Here is a 19,681-nt window from a genome sequence, read left to right as displayed (position 1 = left end):
CCGACCCTCAGCCAAGCATTGTCTGTTTGGATCGCAGGGTGCCTTGCACCGACATCACGTCGCGCAACACGGTCGTGTCCGGCCGGTTCGCGATGAAGTCGTCGGGTCCATAGCCCAGATGCACGACGCCCGCCGCATTCAGCCGCTTCATCTGCGCGCGCAGCACGCCCGCTTCGACGGGGCGTCGCGTCTCAGCGTTGACGGCCGGCAATTCGAACACCGTCTTGGCCAGTGCCCCCGGTTGCTTCCTCACTGCCTTTGTGAGCCAGTCAAGCCATGCATCGTCCGGCCGTTCACCGGTGGTGCCTGGCGCCGCAACCAGCGCGACGAAGTCGTAATTCGTGAGCGACGACGCGAGGCTCTGCGAGAAGTTGCGCTCCGCGTTCGCATCAAACACGGCTTCGGCGGGCAGCGTGCGCGCGATCAGCACGTTGCCACCGCCCTGATAGGCGCGCACGTGGTCGGCCAGCTGGTTCGTGAACGCATTCAGATACGCGGTCTTGCCGGCGGCCCAGCGCTGCATCAGTTCGTCCGATGCGTGGATCTGCGCGATGTCGGCGGGAAGGCCCCACGACCGGTAGACGGCAAGCGCCGGAGCGCTCGTGTCTTCATAGGCGTTGAGCGTCGCGTCCGCGCCGAACACCACGCCGTTAAAGCTCGCATAGCGCGTAAGATCGTCGTACAGGTCCTGAATCACGGCACGCGCCACGGGATCGAATGGGCTGAGCCGCGGCATGCGCGCAGTGAGCGCGGCATCCGGGCTGCCCGCCGCGACTTTGACGAGACGGCCCGAGGCCGGATGGAGCGGCGGCACTTCGAAGGCGAGCAGCGGCATGCGAGCGTAAACCTGCACGCCCGCGCGCGTGATCAGTTGCCACGCCGTACGGTTGAACAGATCAGCGCGCATCGGCAGGTGGCGGTTCGGGAAGTACATCGCGCGCGCCACGCCGGTGTTGTCCGGGTCCGAATAGGCCTGCAGATACACCGACTTCGGTTCGAGATCCTTGATGCGGTCGAGCAGCCGCCCAAGCTTCTCTTCACTCTTCTGCGGGTCCGGATCGTACATCTCGTCGAGCGATACGTTGACGACGCGCTCCACCGGATTGTGCTCGCCGCGATACGATTGCGACGAACGCAACTGCGCGATCAGCGTGCCGACGTCCCAGTCGTACGATACGAGCAGACGCCTGATCTGCGTAAGTGGCACGTCGGGTGTGTTCGGCCCGTCGTCGAGCGTGAAGTGCACGGCCATGCCGAGCGCCTGCGACGCCTTGACCAGCGCCGAGTTGTACATGCCGTACGGCCATACCGCGGAACGCACGGTAACGCCCGTGTTCTGCCGGATCAGATCGACGCTGTGCTGCAGGTCGCTCTGCACGCGTGCGTGATATTCCTGGTCAGTTTCGTAACGTTTCAGGTCGGCGTGATACAGATGCGCACTGGCTGCTGGCAGTTCGTTGCCTTGAGGATTCGCGAGCGCGCCGTGGTGCATGTCGTGCGTGTGCGACGCTATTTCGACGAGACCCGATTGCGCCATTTCACGCAGGTCGTTCCAGCTCATGAAGTAGTCGGGCGGCATAACAGACTTATGGCTGATCCGCACCGGCTGGCCGACCGGCGTATCGGTCCAGCGCGTCACCACGCCGATCAGCGCCGGATAACCGTATTGCTGCAACAGCGGGAATGCGCGGGTGTACTGGCTTTTATATGCATCGTCGAAGGTGAGTAGCACGGCGCGCGGCGGCAGGCGCGGGCCGCCGTTGCGTGATGCGACGATCTGGTCGACGCTGACCGGGCGGAAGTCTTTCGCCTTTAGCCACGCGAAGATCGTGCTGAGCGTTGCGGTGCTGATCGCGCAGGTGTCTGCGACCGTTGACACGTCCGCGTGGAGGTCGTCGCGCACGTCATGGAATGCGAGCACACGAAACGTGAGACCGTCGTCGGCGTCCGGCGGTGGCAAACTGTCAAGCGCGAGGCGGGCCTGCGCGGCGGGAACCGCGGCTAGTCCGGCTGCAAATGCAAGAAAGCGTCTGCGATTGAATTTGTCCATGATGGCCTACAGAGGGATGTTCAGGTTCAGGTAGATGAGCTTGCTGGTGTCGCGCGAGCGGTCCATGCGCTGGCTCGATACGCCGATCCCATACGCAAGCGACGCATGTGCGCTAAACTGCCACTGCTGTTCGAGGCGAACCTCCCACAATAGGCTGGTGCCGATGTCGGTCTGCCGGTAGCCGCCCACAGTCGCATAGGCGCGGTTTGCGAGCGACTGGTCGACGTTGCGCCAGGAGGTCCACTGGTACATCGCGGTGAGCTGCGCGGTCAGGTCTCGATGGGGATTGAAGTACGCGGTGTTCGTGAGCGTGTTGCTGCTCGTGTTCAGTTCGACCCACGTCGCGACCAGGTGGCTCGGCGTGTTGATCAGGCGCTCATACCACGTCGCCACCCACGCCTGGTTCAGGTTTGAATCGCTGTAGCGCGAGGCGCCGTACCCGAGTTCGAAGTAGCGGTAATCGTCGACGCTGTAGCGGATATCACCCGTCGCCGCGCGGCCGGTCACGCCCGCCTGATACGCTTTCCACGGTATCGTGTTGCTGTTGCTGTCGACTCCCGCCGAGAATTTCCAGTGGTCGTCGGGCTCGAAGCTCAGGCTGCCGGCGCCGCCCGTCTTTGCCTGCGGTCCCGTCGAGTGGTCGACTTCGACGGCTGCATCGATGCCATGAAAGCGGAAGTCGCCGCCGATGCCGTTGCGAATACGGCTGACACTGTTGCCATCACCCGTGTTCGCGCGCCCGCTGAACTGATGCGCGAATACGCGCCAGTAGTTCGCGATCGGCATCGAGTAGAGTTGCGTATCGACGCCCCAGTCGTTGTCCGCGATGACGGAGTTGCCCTTCTGCCCATTCGCCGCGACGATCAGTTGCGGACTCTTGTACGCCTCAAAATCACGTTGAAACGTCTTCACCGTGTTGCTGTCGGGGAATCGGTCGCCGAACGTCGCATTGACTTGCGCGGCGCGGTCGTACTGGCTCAGTTCCAACGCCGTCTTGCCGAGGCCCGCAAGCGTTTCAAGATCGCCGGGATGATCGACGAGCGTGCCCGCGTAGACCTTCGCGGCTTCATGGGGACGCTGCTGCACAAGCGTTGCATCCGCTCGTGCACTGATCAACGCGGGATCGAACGGCGCTTCGTGACGCAGGTCGTCGAGCGCCGCAACGCCTTCGCGCGTGCGGTCAGTGTAGAGCAGGTACTGCGCCTGCAGCTTCTTCACACGGCCGTAGTCTTCGTTGACGTCTTCCGGATGCTCGGCGAGATCCGCGCGAATCGGCGTGCTGGCCGTGATCGACTTCAGCAGTTGCTGCGCGTTCTCGTAACGTCCCGCGTCCAGGTAGGCGAAGAAGAGACCTTCCTGCACGTCGATGCGCTTGAGAGCGTGCGGTTCGAGCGACGGCGTAAGCGGCTCGACGGGCGTCTGCAACGCGCGCTCGTAAGCCGGCGCGGCCTTGCGCGGCTCGTCGAGATACGTGTAGGCATCACCTGCTGCCGCGTAGGTACGCGCGGGCAGCGGTTGCGACGAGTGCACGAGGTCTTCGTACAGCGCGGTCGCTTCCTTCATGCGACCGACGCCTTGTAGTGCCGCGACACGTTCGGCGAGTACCGGCCGGCGCACGTCGTCGTAGTTTTCGCCGGCCGGCATGCGGCTGAGCATCTCGTCGATGTGGTGAAGCGCGGCTCCGGTTTGCGCAAGACGATCGGGCTCGTCCGTGGCCAGCGATTGCTGACGTCCCCATTGCACTTCGGTTTCGACGACGAGCGCTTCGATCTGCAGGAGATCATGTTCCGAGAAAGCGTCCGCACTGGCACGCGCCTCCTGCAACGCAAGTTGCGGCGCGCCTGCGGTGGCTTCTTCGAAGACGCGTTTGCGAAGCTGGTCGCGTTCTGACATGACCTTCCCTTGCGCAACCGTTCCTTTCGCGATGGTCTCTTCTGCAACGTCCCGGGGTGCCTCGGACGCAGCGGATTGCTGCGCGGCGCAGTAGTCACGCATCAGCAGCAGCAGCAGCAAGGCTGTCGCCTTGACTGCCGCGTGCCTGCGTCGGCTGGAGCATTTCTTTTTCATGGTCCCTCGTTTGTCGGTGCCGACGTTCAGACAAATCGAGGCCATGCGCCATGCAAATGGCGCATGAAGAACATTGAGACCCCCGAAGGTCTGGCGTGCGGCGTGGAAGTTCAGCGTCTTATCCGGCGTCCGGTCCCTGCGGTCGCAACGACCGCGGTCCACTTGCACACCGAGGCATTTAGCGAAGTCCGTGCCAGGAGGTGCGCAATCCTTCACTGACAACCATTCGACTGCTGAAAGATGCTGCAGCGCAACTATGATCAGTTAAATACGTTTCATCAGTGAAATGCCACAACATGGTCAAACATCGTCAGGACGCGAATAGTAAGAAGAAACGGACGGCTTGTTCGACGCAGGCCCAAGCGCGGCAATGGCCGGCTTGTGAAATCTCGATACAAGTCCGCAGTGTTTCAAACGTGATACAGCGCGTCCGTCATGCATCGATGATGATGCGTGAGGCGGAAACGCTGCATCGCGTCGGCGCCCTTTTGACGCTTGGAAAAACCGAATGAAAATCGATCCTGAAAGGGAATAAGCCGGTACCTCTCATGCACGAGCGCGGCGATACACTTCTGGAACGTTTGTCGCAAGTTGTGGCGCAACACTTGCACCGCCCTCTTCGCAGCGACGCGTTCGCATGTGGTAAACGCCGCTCGCTATGGGAGCGAGAAAATCGTCTGTTACGGCCGGCTCGTGCGTTGGGTTTCGGCTTTATTCTGATGCGCGCCTAGATGGCCTATGCCGAGGCGGCAGGCATGCCGTGCCGGACGGCCCTGTACGCATTGCTCGCTGCACTGATCGCATACGCGCTTTCGGGCCGAGCCGCATCCTCGTGCTGGGGCCGGACTCCGCGCTTGTTGCGCTGATTGTCGTGGCGGTGACGCCGCTCGCGCATCGCGGCGGCACACACGCGGTGATGCTCGCCGGCGCTCTTGCGTTGCTTTCGGGGATACCCTGCGCACTCGTCGGCCTCATCAAGCTCGGCTTCGTGGCGAATCTGCTTTCGACACCGATCCGTCACGGCAATCTGAACGGCCTCATGTCGGCGATCGCCATAAGTCAGTCGTCAAACTGCTCGGATTTTCGTGACCGGCGGCCCTGTGCACGTTGTGTATTGTCTCGCTCCACAAGTATGCAGCCCACCACTCGCCCTCTGCGAGCCGGTAGCGCGGCGCTCGCTGTCGCCGCGCGCTCGCTCGCGATCATTCTGGTGTGCCGGCGTTGGGCGCCCAGGGTGCCCGGCGTGCTAAGCCCGGTCGTCGCCGCGACGGTCGCGACCGCATTGCTCTACGGCTATGTGTACGCAGTGACCGATTCGGCTGGCGTGCCTAGGTGTGCCGCCTAATGAAGTTCTCGGAGAAGCTACCGTCGCACAGTTGATCCGAGAATCATCAAAGCAGGATCGAGCTTCGTTCGCGACATACAAGCAGGCGCGTTGCCGGCCAGCGCAGCAGGGGACTGTCGCTGGTCGACCCGTTTGAGTCGCTGAGGCGAGGTCTGCCGATGTCTGCTCCCGCGCCGACACGGGGCCGTCGCGGCGCGCCCGAAACAGACTCCGGATGTGGCTAACGTCTTGAGCAGTATGGATCTGCGCCGATTTTGGTTCGCTACCACGTCGTGTCAAGGGCGTTTGATGAGAGCACCGCACGGGCGCGCTCCTGCTGTGCCCTCCTCAATCAGACGCAAAACGCAACCGTACGGTGTCAAACGTTTTTTGCCCGGTCACATTCTTCTATCCGGCCCTCGGTTCCAGCAAAACAGCTCGGGCGACCCCAAGTTTCCGTAAAAAACAGATACAATTTCGCTGGCCCGATCTATTGCACTTTCGTCAACGGGAACTATTCGATGGCCTCGGTGAGGGCCAGTGGCCGCCGTAGAACCTGCGAGCACCTGCGGCTTGACTCTAGAGCGGACCGCTCCAGAATAGATATTACGAACCGTTACGAGCACAACTCCCGACAATAAAAAAATGGTTGCCAGAGGCAGTTAGCGCATGAAAGCATTAAGAAGCTGTTGCGAAATTAATTTTTGGGGCTGTTAACTTCTCCGACTTGGTGTTAACTTACTGTCTTGTTTTGCCTGACAGGAAGCGATGCCGAAAGAACTGATAGACGACGAATTGTGGTCACTCATCGAACCGCTGCTGCCTGCGCGAGCACCGCGCAATCGCCAATATGCCGGTCGAAACCGACACCGGACCGAGCCGTTCTAACCGGCATCGTATTCGTGTTGCGCTCGGGCATTGCGTGGAACCTGCTACCGCAAGAGATGGGATGCGGTTCGGGCACCGCCTGCTGGCGACGGCTCGTAGCATGGCAAGAAGCAGGAGTCTGGCAACGCATCCACGAAACGTTGCTGGCCGAACTGCGTCGTCGTGGCGAAATCGACCTGTCACGAGTGCTTGTGGACAGCTCGTCGATTCGCGCGATGCTGGCGGGAAAAAAACCGGCCCGAATCCAACGGACCGGCGCAAGCTCGGCAGCAAACACCACCTCATCGTCGACGCGAAAGGCCTCCCGCTCGCGGTCATCCTGACCGGGGCGAACCGTCACGACGTCACCCAGCTTGATGCACTCGTCGATGCCATTCCACACATTCGCGGCAAGCGGGGACGTCCACTGCATAAACCGCAAATCGTTCAGGGCGACCGGGGCTACAGCTCGGAACCGCACCGGCAGCGTTTGAGAGAACGCGGCATCACGCCGGTACTCGCAAAGATTGGCTCGCCCCATGGCAGTGGCCTGGGTAAAACGCGTTGGCCAGTCGAGCGCTCGATTGCCTGGCTTCACTCGTTCCGACGCCTGAAGATTCGCTACGAACGCTATGCCCATGTCCATGAAGCCTTCCTGTCTCTGGCTTGTGCCTTGATTTGCTGGACGCGACTCAAGCCAATGTTTAACTAATTTCGCAACAGCTTCTAATACTACAGCCGTAGATAAAACAAAGCAGGAGGTACGCAGCCGCGGCGCCGGTAGTGACACTGCTGGGCGCGGTACTGGTGCCTGCGCCGCCATGCCGACCAGGCCAGGACGTACTCGATGGAGTGAGCTCCGCGCCATAGGAGGCGGCACAGTAGCCGGCGGATCTCCTGCACACTGAGCGGCACCGAATCTTCAGGTGTTTTTTTTGGCGCGCACCCGCAGGGTGACGAGCGCGGCATGGGCCAGCAGCGCCAGCGTGATGTGACGGTACCAGCCCTGCCATTGGCGTACCTCGTATTGATCGAGCCCGCATTCGCCTTTGGTTGCCTCGAAGCCGGTTTCGATTTCCCACCTGCGGCCCGCGACGTTGACCAGGGTTTGCCGTGTGGCTTTGCTGCGCGGGGCGTATACGACGTAATACGCATGCTCGCGTTGCTCGTCCAGGCTGCGCCGCACCAGCAGGTAATGCCCGAAGCGGCGCTCTTCTGTGGTGATCTGCAGACGCCACAGCGGAGTCAACGCCCAGTCATACAGGCGCTCGCCTTTGGCGCCGGCACCTGCTGACAGGCGTCGCCATGCCCGTGCCGGCAAGGCTTCGGCGATCCGGTCGGACCGTACGTAGTCGGGACCCTGCCACCACAGGGGTTCGTTCTTCGCGACGGCCAGTACGAAAGACTGGCCGCGCGACTCGAGCCACAGCCGCAGGTGACGGTCGCCGCCGTAGACTTCATCACCCGTGACCCAGCCGCACGGCACACCTGCGTCCAGCGCCCGCTCAAGCATGCTGCGCGCGAGCTGCGGCTTCGTTGCAAACTCCACCGCCTTGGGAATGCCCGCTGCCTCGCAGCGCACACGGTCATCGGTCCACGCCTTGGGCACATACAGTTCGCGGTCGATAAACGCGCTGCCGCCGCGACCGGCATAGCAGAGGAACACGCCGATCTGGCTGTTCTCGATACGGCCTGCGGTGCCACTGTACTGGCGTTGCACACCGGCCGAGTGCTGCCCCTTCTTGACGAAGCCGGTCTCGTCCACAACCAGCACCGCGTCGCGCTCGCCCAGTTGTTCAACGACGTACTCCCGGAGCACATCGCGCGCGCCATCCGCATCCCATTGCGCCCGCTCGAGCAGGTGCTGCACGCCATCAGGCGTTGCTTCGCCGATCCATTCGGCGAGTTGCCAGCCGTTCTTGCGCTCGACTGTGCCCAGCAGGCCCTTCAGGTAAGCGAGAGACCGATGTCGGGGCTCGGGTCGCCTGAACAGTTCTCCGAGCCGCTGATGTAGCGCCTCCAGTTCACGCTCCCACGCTATCGCCGTCGAATGCATCGCTTTCTCATGTAGTAGTACTAAATATTGTTAGTATAGTAAAAAATCTACGGCTGTAGTACTAAGTGTTCTCCACAGCGAATCGTCGCGGGGATGGGGAGGCCAGGAAGTTCGCACGCTCAAGGAAATGATCGCGTTGCGGGCGTTGGGTCATAACGTCGAGCTCGTGTGTCCGGAAGACGCGCGCCTCGGTATGCGAGCGCGTGCCGATGGCTTTGCCGTGCATCACGCGCGTATGCGGGCCGGCGCCGATCTGCGCTCCATGCTTACGATCCGGTCGCTGCTCGCGCGTCGTCGCTTCAATGTGCTGAATACGCACAGCGGCCATGACAGCCTCGTCGCCGGCATGGCGGGGCGGCTCGCGGGGACGCCGTTCATCGTGCGCACGCGGCATCTGGCGTTGCCGATTACGTCGCTTGCCACGTACAACTGGATTCCCCATCGCGTGGTCGCGGTCAGCCATCATGTGCGTAACTACCTGATCTCCGCGGGCGTGCAGGAAGACCGCGTGGAGACGATTTACGACGGCATCCTGAAGCCGGAAGCGGCGACCTGCTCCACGTTGCGCGATGAACTCCGGCTGGACGCCGATGCGGTGGTCGCCGGCATGGTGGCGATCGTGCGCGAGAAGAAAGGCCACGAGGATCTGATCGCTGCCGTCAGGCCGATGCTGGCCGAGCGCCCCAATCTGCATGTCGTGATGGCGGGGGACGGCGTGTGGTTCGAGAAGATCAAGGCGATTGTCGATGGCATGGGGTTGTCGCATCGCATCCATTTGCTGGGCTTTCGCACGGACATTACCAACGTGCTGCGCGGCTGCGACCTGTTCGTTTTGCCGACTCATCAGGAAGCGCTCGGACAATCGTTTATCGAAGCGATGGCGGTGGGTTTGCCGGTGATCGGCACGCGCGTCGACGGCGTGCCCGAGTTGATCGACGACGGCGTGAATGGCCTGCTCGTGCCGGCGCATGACATCGATTCATTGCGGAGCGCGCTCGCGCGTCTGATCGACGATGCGCCGCTGCGCGCGCGCCTGGGGCTCGCCGCGCGTCTGAAGACCGATAGCCGTTTCACGGTGGACGTCATGGCGAACGAGACCATCGACTGCTACATGCGCGGCATCTATGCCGGGCGCACTTACTACGGCGAGCGGCGGGCGGCGGCATGACGAAGTTCGCGCGCGCGGTGCCCGTGCTGATGTATCACCACATCAGCACGTCGCCAGGCATGATCACCGTCTCGCCGGAACACTTTGCCGCGCAAATGGCGTATCTGGCCGGCGCGGGTTACACGACCATCGGCAGCGCGCAACTGTCGGCCTATCTGGCGGGCGAGCCCTTGCCGAAGAAGGCCGTCGTGCTGACTTTCGACGACGGCTATCTCGGCGCATCCGGTTCTAAAGGGCACGGATTGACCGCGTTGTGCTTTCTGGTCACGAGCTGGATCGGCGAAGGGCCGGTGCGTGCGCACGCGCGTTCGGGCGGCGAGGTGGCGATCGAAAACGGTGAACCCGATCCCGCCATTCTTCGCCGGCCGGAGATCGATGCGATGCGCGAAGCCCGTACCTTCGAATTTCACAGCCACACGGATAGGCGCAGGACCAAGATGAATTGATCAGCTACGGCGTCTTGTAAGCAGGTCTGCCACTCCGGCACGGATGGCAATTTTCAAGATGTATCCGCGCGTAAAATCGACGCCGATCCGCTGACGAATCGCGGTGCGCAAACGCGCGTTTGTCCAGTTGTCAGCGTCTATGCCGTGTGCTCGCGGCGCCTCCCTCAGTGTAGCGGCAACCCACGCCAGCACTCCCTCATCGATCGTCAGACGCTTTTTCTCCGTGCGTTGCTTTGGCGGTCGCATCCGGTGTTCCAGCCCAAGCCTTCCGACGATGGTCCTGACGTGACCGTGTGAGTGGTAAATGCCGAGCTTTTCCTTGATCAGCTCTTGAACATCCCCGCTCCTCCACAGTTCGGTTTCGAAACCGTGCGCAGTAGGATTGGCCTCCAATTTTCCGCGTAACCAATCAAGGTCTGCGGCGGAAAGCGTCGCTTCGCGCCCGGATGACCTAAGCTCTTCGACAGCGTCAATTCCACCGGCACATACCATGGATCTATATTTTCGAACTGTGGGCACGCCTATGCCGAGCGTTTTAGCCACTATCTCGACACTGTCTCCATTTAGCAGCATCCTCGCAGCGATCGCTCGGCGAGCAGCATATACGCCACCCCGCGATTTCTGAGCAGGATTGGGAGACGCCTTACTTGACGGCGAATAGCCGAGTCGGTATGCGAGGCGATAACTGCGAACGAGGTAACCGACATGCGAAAATGAAAACTGGATGCCCAGGCGCTGGAAGATCACTTCCCGCAGCTGGCTTATGGTCCAGGTCGGCCCCGGATAGCCGTAAAGGCCTGGTGAGTGTTTGATAGCGCTAACGAGCCAGCTTTCCGAAGCACTATCCAGTCGCGGGACGCCCCCGTGGATGCGAAGGTGAGCTAGGGCCTCCGGCCCGCCCCTCTCAACCAGGTTCTTATATTTGCTCACGGTTGGAAGGCTCAGTTGAGCCACTCTTGATACTTCGCTAATCCCCACGCCTTTCAGCAGAAGCTTGACGGCAAGAGCCCTTCGGTCTGGAAGAGGGAGATCGTCTATCAGTTTGCCCATCGTCGTCGCAAATTAACGTTTGTTGTGCCGCATCGCGGTCCGATATTTATATACGATCCAAACCAAATTTCGGGAAGGCTTGAAGGTTTCTCGACCAGGTATGCGCGTTGAAGGTCTAAAGAAAGAATGAATCATCCCCGCTGGCATCGCAACCGCATCATGCCGGACTTTTTGAATGTCTTGAGCCGAAAGCTCTTTGGTCGTTCGATCCCTTCAGGCGGGTGTCCGTTCATGGCCGAATTGGGTCTCATGCTGTGACGCATAAATCGCCCCCCCAAGGTAGGTCGTGATTGGGATTCGGCCGTCGCGCTGCCGGCAACACGGCGATCGGTTGCCGCGCAGCAGTTTGGCCATCGGCGATTTTCGGGCACACTACGGGCATCTTCGCTCAGCCTCAAATGCCATGCCCCATTCGTTCAAGCCCACCCTCGAACAGCACGCGGTCGTATATGCGGTTCTTGGCGGGGACGACCTGAAAGTCAAGGCATATGCGGGCGCGGGAAAGACTTCGACGCTGCGGCTGATTGCCGATCATCTCGCCGGCAAACGCGGCAGCTATCTCGCCTTCAACAAGGAAATCGCCGAGCACGCGCGTCGCGGCTTTCCGTCCAATGTCAGCGCGCGCACGGTGCATTCGCTCGCGTATGCATCCGTTGCACCTGCCTTGACCGCGCGCCTGAACGTCCCGGGCGAGCCGCCGCACGAATTGGCTGCCCGCTTTGGGCTCGGACCGATACAGGTGCCGACCATCACCGGCAAAACCGTCGAAGTCGCGCCGTTTGAAATTGGTCGGATGGTTGCCGACGGCCTGGGCAGGTTTTGCCGCTCGGCGCAGCTGCGGCCGGAGGCTTCCCACATCCCTGTCGACGAAAAGGTACATGAAAAGGCGGCCGACTGGCTGCGCGAATCGTTGCTTCCCTACGTGGTGCGTCTGTGGAATGAAAGCACTGACCCACGCGGGCGCAGCGCCATTGCGCCGGACGTCTATCTGAAAGTCTGGGCGCAGACAGAACCGCGTATCGATGCGGACTTCATCCTGTTCGACGAGGCGCAGGACAGCGATGGCGTCATGCTCGCGGTGCTTGGCCTCCAGCGCCACGCGCAGATCATCTACGTCGGCGATCCCTACCAGCAAATCTATGAATGGCGCGGCGCGGTCAATGCAATGGCTCAGATCGACGCGCCAGAGCGTGCGCTAACCGAATCCTTCCGCTTCGGACCCATGGTCGCTGCGCTCGCCAGCCGTATTCTGGGATTGCTTGACGAGCGCACACCCATTCGCGGTCAGGACACCATCGGTTCAATTCTGGTGGACGACCATAATGTCTCTCCGCCCGTCGATGCCATTTTGTGTCGAAAGAACGTGACGGCCATCTGGCAACTGGCTGCGGGCGTCGAAGCCGGTTATAAGCCGGCGATCCGGATGAATCCCGCTGAAATTGTGGCGTTTGCAGACGGCGCCGATCAGTTGCTGGCCGGCAGGCGGGCTTTCCGGCCAACGGCATTTTCGTTGTTCGAAACATGGAAGGACGCCCAATCGTTTGCCCGAAGCGCAGTAGGGCGCGACTTACTGCCGATCGTTCGAATCGTCGACGAATGTGGAACCGGCTATCTTCGGGAGCTGGCGCGACGAGTTACGCCCGCGGCAGACGCCGACTACGTGATCTCGACCGTGCACCGCGCCAAGGGGCTGCAATGGAAACGGGTGAAGGTAGCCAACGATTTCCGCTTCAAGACGGTTGACGGGCGCCTGTTGCTCGACGAGGACGAGTTGCGCCTGCTTTACGTGGCCGTGACGCGCGCACAGCATGTACTGGACATCTCCGAGCTACGCGAGGACCTTATCCGGCTGTTCAACTCGCGTCGGTGACCGCACAGGCGTGCTCCGCAGTGAGACGCTCAACGGCGATGTTTTGTGTGGCCGTCGGTGGGTCACCACCTATATACCTCGTGCCCCGTATCTCACCGTGACGGACCGACATCTACGCGGTAGCTTCACGAAACTGAAAAACAAAGCACGTTATCAACATTTATGATCGCACCAAATCGACCCACCTCTGCCCTTCAACATGGCACTGCCGCAAGGACCGTTGTCAAGGTGCGACGGTTGTTAGTACAGTCAGTTTGATCGGAATGCGCGTCAAACCCCGGGGTTCAGCCTGGGGAAGGATAGCGCGGACGCCAACGGCGTCCTTCTGTAGCCCGTAAACAACGTGGCACTTTCCCCCTGGTAAACCAGGGGAATCCGGTATAGGATTGCTCGCCATGGAACGCCTTCAGGCCTTCAAATTCGAACTCATGCCGACCGGCGGGCAGGCGCGCAAGATGCGCCAGTTCGCAGGCGCGTGCCGGTTCGTCTATAACAAGGCGCTGGCAGTTCAGAAAGAGAATCACGCCGCAGGCGCGAAGTTCATCGGTTATGTGCCGATGGCGAAGCGGCTCACGGAATGGCGCAATGGCACGGAAACGCCGTGGCTCAAAGATGCGCCAGTCCACACGCAGCAGTGCGCCCTGAAGGCCATTGAGCGCGCATATGTAAACTTCTTCGGGAAGCGCGCCGACTTTCCGCGTTTCAAGCGCAAGGGCGTGAGCGACGCGTTCACGTACCCCGACAGGAATCAGATCAGGCTGGACCGCGAAACCGGCCGTATTTCGCTTCCGAAGCCCGGCTATATCCGCTACCGCAACAGTCGCATGGTGCCCGGCGAAGTCCGCTCTGCCACCGTGTCTCTGCGCGCGGGTAAGTGGTGTGTGTCGATCCTGACGAAGCGTGACGTAGAGCAGCCGGTTCCGCATGGCCCCGCCGTCGGTATCGACGTGGGCGTGGCCCGGTTCGCAACCCTGAGCGATGGCAGTTTCATCGCGCCGCTCGCCAGCTTCCGCCGGCACGAACAGCGCCTGGCAAAGTATCAACGCCGGATGGCCCCGCAAGGTCAAAGGCAGCAGCAACTGGAAAAAGTCGAAGGCCCGCATCCAGAAGAGTCACGCGCGTATCGCAGACGCACGCAATGATTTTCTGCACAAGGCTTCGAGCACGCTCAGCAAAAACCACGCAATGGTTGCGCTCGAAGACCTGAAAATCAGCAACATGAGCAAGTCAGCAAAGGGTACGGCAAACGCACCAGGGTGCAATGTGCGCGCGAAGTCCGGTCTTAACAAGTCGATTCTCGATCAGGGCTGGGGCGAGTTCCGCCGCCAGCTGGAGTACAAAACGGCATGGCACGGCGGATATCTCGTCGCGGTCGATCCGAAGAACACGAGCCGCACCTGTCCGTGTTGCGGGCATGCCTCGAAGGAAAACCGCAAGACGCAAGCGCTGTTCGCCTGCGTGTCATGCGGATACGGGAACAATGCCGATCACGTGGGCGCGCTCAACATTCTAGCGGCAGGACATGCCGTTATTGCCTGTGGAGGGATGGCGCAGTCAGGCCGCCCGTCGAAGCAGGAACCCGCCGAGACTACTAGCGCCATCGCGGCCTGGGGTTGAAGGAATCCCCGTCCTTTAGGCTGAGGATTACCCACATCTCTTGATTTGATTCCGACGTAGGCTACTCGTTTTGCCGGAAGATACGATACATGACCGCGCTCTCGTGCAGTGCGAGAAAGCCACGCCACATCACGGTTGGTCCAGGGGGATGGTCGTGCTTGCGATTGAGATAACCACCGAGCTTTGCAACCCAGAGCACCACCTGCGCGAGCGTTGGCGGTTCGGCCGGCAATTGCGTAGTGCCGTGTATCCGGCAATACAGCGCGTGCCATTCGAGTGGCTGCAGCAGCACTTCGCAGGACAGGTCGCCATCAAGGCGGGCCAGCAGCGTCGCGTACATGATGCGCCAGCTGATGACAGCAAACAATGCCGTGGCGCGCACGAAGCGATCCAGGTGGCCGAATTGTCGGGCCTCGATCTGACACCCGCTCTTCAGGACGCGATGCCACGATTCAATCGTCCAACGGCGGGCATACCACGCCAAACGTTCGAGTGCGTCATCGCAGGTCAGTGTCGGCACCGAACTCAGCAACATCCATTCGATCGGCTCGACGCCCTCGGGGGGCTGAGTCTCCAGCGCGTGGATCACAAACACCTCGGCATCCGGCAACTTATCGTGCTGACGGCTGCGCGGCGGACGCAACCGGAGCGCCTTGCAACGCACCGTCAATTGCGCAGTGCGTGTCGGTGTTTTTCCATTCCGGGTCGGCACCAGCAGATCCGTTTCGCCCACAGCGGGCTCTGCCGCAACGGCGTCCCACAGATATGCCTGCGGATGCGCAACGCGGCGGCTCCAGGCTGCACGTACCAGCCAGTCAACGCCCACTGGCCGAGGAGCAATGAACACATCGTAGACATCGCCGTCGCGGTCGGAGATGCCGATGATGTGGGTGTCGGGGCAGCGCGCTTTCACCGATGCCAGATGCTCGAGGCCCTCGAGCCACTTGACGCTTTCCTTCTCCTCGATAGGTCGTTTCCTTCGTTGTTTCGATCTGCCGGATTCCTCGGGTGCACGAATCCACGTCTTCATTCCCAGCACCCCGAGCGGTAGGCCCTCAGGTGTCACGGCCAGCAAGCTGTGCAGCATGAATCCGTGCACATTACTGCTCGTGCCGTGGCCCAGTCCCTGCGTCGCCGGCAGATGCATGAGGTTGAATTCAGTCGTATCCTGCGGGGCCAGGACGACCGGGACCTGCTGCATGCGGTTCAGCGTCTGCCCAATGTGGTTGGCCAATACGCCGTTGGTGTCGATCCGTGGGTTGTCGAAGAAACGATAGGCAGCCTTCAGTTGTGCCCCGTCCAGCGACTGTGGAAACGAACACTGTGGGCTCTCCGCCAGCCGTCGCGCGAGCGCAACGAGGCGCTGCGTCAGGCGGGCGTCGCCCAGCGCCGCCGCGCCGAATTCTTCGCTGGCCCAGTCATCGAAATCACCCGTTGCAGACAATGCGGTTCATTCCGGTCCATGAACGCGCTCAAGTTAACATCGGTCAGCGCAGTTTACAAGCGATGATCGAGATGTGGGTAATCCTTAGCCTTTAGGGCGGGGAGGATGTCAAGGGCAAGTGTTCGACCGTTGCAGTCATCCGTTGCCCATCGGGTGCCGCACTCAACGAATGGCCGCTGACGGGCGAGGCCCCAACGCAATGCGCCCGCCAAGATGTGGGCTTCAACCAGCGACGTTTTCCAACCGGCATTCGACGCGCTGAAGGTACGGGTCCACTACGAGAGCTCTTCGCCCCGAACCGGGGAAGGGAGAGACTCAAGCGGTCTCTCAAGCCTTGCCCGCTGCTGCGGAGTCAGCCCTCGCGTAGCGCTCACTTGCCGAACACGTCCGCACCAGTAGGTCCGGCTGAACAATGAATCTGCGCCATCCGCTGACAGGATCCGTTCGAGATGAGCAATCGCGTCCTCGGCTGTTCGAGGCGTATAAGGCTCTCCCGATCTCCGGATCCTTTTTTTATTGTTGTTTTCATCTACGTCTCTCATGTGGTTACCGACTGAGTCCGGTCCGTACGCCAGGCTTCAGTCGAGCCTGTCTATTGCAAACAACCACTGATTCTGCAGCGGTACATACCCAGATGCCTGTCCCACGTAGAAAAACCGAAGCGTCGCCGACGCGAGTGTTTCGCCTAGGCGATCCACTAATCGACATGAACGTGGATGCGCCGTCGAGATTCAACCCCAACCTGTCGGCAGGACGAACTCACTGACTGAACGGCGTTACACACACTGCACTCCCAGCTGCCCGAAGGTGTCTGGGAGTGCCCGCCTCGCCGCGCAGTGGATCGACCAACCCGCAAGCTTCTCTAGTCAGCCAGAAAATTGTCGACCAACTGATTGAACGCATCGGCATGTTCGATCTGCGTCCAGTGTCCGCACTGGCCGAAAACGTGCAACTGCGATGGACCGATCAGTTCGAGCAGGCGCAGCGAGTTGGCGAGCGGAATCACCTGATCGTCGCGGCCGTGCACGATCAACGTCGATTGGCGGATGTCACCCAATTGATGCTCGTGACATGCGAGCGCATCCGCCCAGCGTTGCCGCGGCGCCGGGAACATCGCGGAGAACGACTCCTGATAGCCGGGCCGAATGCTTGCCCGATAGCGCGACTCCGCCAACTCTGGCGTGAGGCGTGAACGATCGAACGCGAACACCTTCATGATGCTCTGCATATTTTCCACTGACGGTTCATATCCCCATACAGCATCGAGCCCCGGTGTGAGATCGAAGCGCACCCCCGCCGCACCCATCAGCACCAGCCTGCGCACGCGCTGTGGATGACGCACCGCCATCGCCAACGCAAGCGCACCGCCGAACGAGTTGCCCACGAGATCGGTGCGCTCGATGTCAAGCGCATCCAGCAGACCGACCAGATGATTCACCCACAGATCCATGTCGTACAGCGTGCCGGCGCGGCGCTCGGTGTAGCCGAAGCCGGCCATGTCCGGCGCAATCACGCGGCGCGTGCGCGCGAGCGCCGGCATGGTGAGACGCCAGTTCGCCCACGCGGTCACGCCGGGCCCGGAGCCGTGAATCAGCAGCACCGGTTCGCCGGCGCCGACGTCGTGATAATTCGTCTCCAGGCCCGCCGCGCGAATCCGCTGGCCGATTTCCGGATCGCTTTGTTGTGTCATGGTGAACTCCTTAGTCGCCGCCTGCGTGCTGCGGCATCGATCGATTGTCAGAACGGAATGACCGCGCGCGCCCACACCGCTTCGCCCGCAGGTCTGTTTCTCACGAAAAACTCCTTCATTACGCGCACGTCCACGCTGCCCTTCGCAAACTCATAGCGAAACCCGGGTCCGACTGCGAAAACCTGACCGCGAAAACCATCGCCGTTCGCCGACGCCCCGTTCTGTGTGTCGTCCGTAGTCTGCTTGACGAAATAGCCCGCAATACCAACTCGCGCCTTTGTCGTCACCGCGTAGCTCGCGCCATAGTCGACATGGAACAGTTGGCCCGAATGATAGTCGGTCGCGGTGTTCATCGAATTGAAGCTGTAGGTGATTTTCGCCGACATCTCCAGTCCAGTGATAGGAAACCAGCTGACACCGAATATCGGTCTCACGGTGTAGTAATGCTTGCCGGTATTGAGCGCCGCGTTCTTGTCGTACTGGCCGGTCGGCAGCACGAATTCGAGCGCGGCCACCGTTCGGAGCGAACCGTCGCCCCAAGCGATCATTGCGGGGGTGACGATCAGATCGCCGAGATTGGTGCGATCAAACGACGCCCCTCCCGCGTCGAGCGAAAGATGCTCCATGGGCAGTACCGCATACGCGCCAAAGCGTCCGCCGAGCAGCGAGAGATTCGACATGTACACGAGCCGTGGAATCAGCACGTCGGCATTCAGCTTGAACCCCGGCACGGAACTGTTGCCATGCGAATCGTTAAAGCGCGATGCGAAGTAGTGCGTGTAGTAGAGCAAACCGTACAGCCCCGCAGGCGGCAACGCTCCGGCGAAAAAAGCCTCGGCGCCCTCGCCTATCGTGTCGCTGCCGCCTTCGGTCGCGTGCACGTTGGTGCAGAGTGCAGCGCAAATGCCGGCCAGCACCATCCCTCGCCTGAGCGCGATTCGAACTTCCATCTTGCTGTCTCCTGGATATTTTTTTCGTGAGCTTTTGAGAGTGGGCCGCCGGGCGGCCAACCACTCCGGGGCTACTTCTTCAGATCGAGCGCGACGTCGACGATCATGTCTTCCTGCCCGCCGACCATGCGTCGCCGCCCCAGCTCCACGAGAATATCGATCGTCTTCAGACCGTATTTCGCGGCGGCCGCCTCGGCGTGACGCAGGAAGCTCGAATAGACGCCCGCATAGCCCAGCGCCAGCGTTTCGCGGTCAACACGCACCGGCCGATCCTGCAACGGACGCACGATGTCGTCCGCGGCGTCGAGCAGGCCGTACACGTCGCAGCCATGATTCCAGCCAAGCCGGTCCACCGCCGCGATGAACACTTCGAGCGGCGCGTTACCCGCGCCGGCTCCCATGCCGGCCAACGACGCGTCGATCCGGTCGCAGCCTTCTTCGACCGCGACGATCGAATTCGCCACGCCGAGCGACAGGTTGTGATGCGCGTGCATGCCGGTCTGCGTGTCGGGCTTCAACACGTCCTTGAAGGCACGGAAGCGCTCACGCACACCGTCCATCGAAAGTGCACCGCCCGAGTCCACGACATAGACGCAGGTCGCTCCATAGCTTTCCATCAGCTTTGCCTGCTGGGCCAAGGCGGCAGGCGTCGTCATATGGCTCATCATCAGAAAGCCGACGGTGTCCATGCCGAGTTCGCGCGCGTGCTCGATATGCTGCTTCGACACATCCGCCTCGGTGCAATGCGTCGCGACGCGCACAACACGCGCGCCCGCATCGTAGGCGTTACGCAGATCATGGACGGTGCCGACGCCCGGTAGCAGCAGCGTGGCGACCTTCGCATGGCTGACCGTTTCAGCGACGGCCGCAATCCATTCGACGTCGCTGTGCGCGCCGAAGCCGTAGTTGAAGCTCGATCCGCAGAGGCCGTCGCCATGCGCCACCTCGATCGAGTCGACGCGCGCATCGTCGAGTGCGCGCGCGATCGCCTTCATGTTCGCGATGCTGTACTGATGACGGATTGCGTGGCTGCCGTCGCGCAGCGTCACGTCGGAAATATAAAGTTTGCGATTATGCATAGT

Annotated in this window: 13 protein-coding genes and 2 pseudogenes; 7 read left to right on the top strand and 8 right to left on the bottom strand. The window is 61.4% G+C overall.

What is annotated here, in order from left to right; all coding sequences use genetic code 11:
• Window positions 1–7: 7 nt before the first annotated feature.
• Together pgaB and pgaA are read right to left on the bottom strand one after the other, a co-directional pair.
• Window positions 8–2,050, bottom strand: coding sequence for a poly-beta-1,6-N-acetyl-D-glucosamine N-deacetylase PgaB (gene pgaB / locus HF916_RS01550; RefSeq protein ID WP_168787561.1), 2,043 nt, complete (start codon window positions 2,048–2,050; stop codon window positions 8–10).
• A 6-nt stretch (window positions 2,051–2,056) separates the two neighbouring features.
• On the bottom strand, window positions 2,057–4,117 hold the full coding sequence (gene pgaA, locus HF916_RS01545) for a poly-beta-1,6 N-acetyl-D-glucosamine export porin PgaA (RefSeq protein WP_168787560.1): 2,061 nt from the start codon (window positions 4,115–4,117) through the stop codon (window positions 2,057–2,059).
• Window positions 4,118–4,413: 296 nt separating this feature from the next.
• Between pgaA and HF916_RS01540 the strand changes: the two genes are divergently transcribed.
• The 3 genes and pseudogenes from HF916_RS01540 (at window position 4,414) to HF916_RS01530 (ending at window position 7,020) form a co-directional block, all read left to right on the top strand.
• Entirely contained in the window at window positions 4,414–4,629 is a 216-nt protein-coding gene (locus HF916_RS01540; RefSeq protein ID WP_168787559.1) for a hypothetical protein, read from the top strand.
• A gap of 320 nt (window positions 4,630–4,949) precedes the next feature.
• Window positions 4,950–5,462 carry a SulP family inorganic anion transporter gene (locus HF916_RS01535; RefSeq protein ID WP_168787558.1) on the top strand — a complete coding sequence of 171 codons (513 nt, stop codon included), beginning with the start codon at window positions 4,950–4,952 and terminating at the stop codon, window positions 5,460–5,462.
• 747 nt (window positions 5,463–6,209) lie between these two features.
• A pseudogene (locus tag HF916_RS01530) lies at window positions 6,210–7,020 on the top strand (IS5 family transposase).
• Window positions 7,021–7,230: 210 nt separating this feature from the next.
• Here HF916_RS01530 and HF916_RS01525 read toward each other — a convergent pair.
• Window positions 7,231–8,364 carry an IS701 family transposase gene (locus tag HF916_RS01525; protein WP_168787557.1) on the bottom strand — a complete coding sequence of 378 codons (1,134 nt, stop codon included), beginning with the start codon at window positions 8,362–8,364 and terminating at the stop codon, window positions 7,231–7,233.
• Window positions 8,365–8,491: 127 nt separating this feature from the next.
• Between HF916_RS01525 and HF916_RS01520 the strand changes: the two genes are divergently transcribed.
• Window positions 8,492–9,532, top strand: coding sequence for a glycosyltransferase (locus tag HF916_RS01520; RefSeq protein WP_240975286.1), 1,041 nt, complete (start codon window positions 8,492–8,494; stop codon window positions 9,530–9,532).
• Entirely contained in the window at window positions 9,529–9,978 is a 450-nt protein-coding gene (locus HF916_RS01515) for a polysaccharide deacetylase family protein (protein ID WP_240975285.1), read from the top strand. The genes HF916_RS01520 and HF916_RS01515 overlap by 4 nt, the downstream gene beginning before the upstream one ends.
• Here HF916_RS01515 and HF916_RS01510 read toward each other — a convergent pair whose 3' ends face one another.
• A complete protein-coding gene (locus tag HF916_RS01510) occupies window positions 9,979–11,028 on the bottom strand; it encodes a helix-turn-helix domain-containing protein (protein WP_168787556.1) in 1,050 nt (349 codons plus the stop codon).
• A gap of 403 nt (window positions 11,029–11,431) precedes the next feature.
• Between HF916_RS01510 and HF916_RS01505 the strand changes: the two genes are divergently transcribed.
• Together HF916_RS01505 and HF916_RS01500 are read left to right on the top strand one after the other, a co-directional pair.
• On the top strand, window positions 11,432–12,898 hold the full coding sequence (locus HF916_RS01505) for a UvrD-helicase domain-containing protein (protein WP_168787555.1): 1,467 nt from the start codon (window positions 11,432–11,434) through the stop codon (window positions 12,896–12,898).
• 455 nt (window positions 12,899–13,353) lie between these two features.
• Window positions 13,354–14,515, top strand: a pseudogene (locus HF916_RS01500) (RNA-guided endonuclease InsQ/TnpB family protein).
• Between the two features lie 61 nt (window positions 14,516–14,576).
• On the opposite strand, the gene HF916_RS01495 reads toward HF916_RS01500, so the two are convergent.
• The 4 genes from HF916_RS01495 to dmpG form a co-directional block, all read right to left on the bottom strand.
• Window positions 14,577–15,959: an IS4 family transposase gene (locus HF916_RS01495; RefSeq protein ID WP_168787387.1), complete on the bottom strand. Its 1,383-nt coding sequence runs from the start codon at window positions 15,957–15,959 to the stop codon at window positions 14,577–14,579.
• An 862-nt stretch (window positions 15,960–16,821) separates the two neighbouring features.
• Window positions 16,822–17,649, bottom strand: a complete 828-nt coding sequence (locus HF916_RS01490) for an alpha/beta fold hydrolase (protein ID WP_168787554.1) — start codon at window positions 17,647–17,649, stop codon at window positions 16,822–16,824.
• Between the two features lie 47 nt (window positions 17,650–17,696).
• Complete coding sequence (locus tag HF916_RS01485) at window positions 17,697–18,599, bottom strand: SphA family protein (protein WP_240975284.1); 903 nt, start codon at window positions 18,597–18,599, stop codon at window positions 17,697–17,699.
• Between the two features lie 71 nt (window positions 18,600–18,670).
• Window positions 18,671–19,678, bottom strand: a complete 1,008-nt coding sequence (dmpG, locus tag HF916_RS01480; RefSeq protein WP_168787553.1) for a 4-hydroxy-2-oxovalerate aldolase — start codon at window positions 19,676–19,678, stop codon at window positions 18,671–18,673.
• Window positions 19,679–19,681: the final 3 nt, after the last annotated feature.

Source organism: Paraburkholderia aromaticivorans (genome assembly GCF_012689525.1).
GTDB classification, from domain to species: Bacteria; Pseudomonadota; Gammaproteobacteria; order Burkholderiales; family Burkholderiaceae; genus Paraburkholderia; species Paraburkholderia aromaticivorans_A.
The sequence above is the reverse complement of the archived record's forward strand: the minus strand, read 5'-3'. Positions and strand labels throughout refer to the sequence as shown.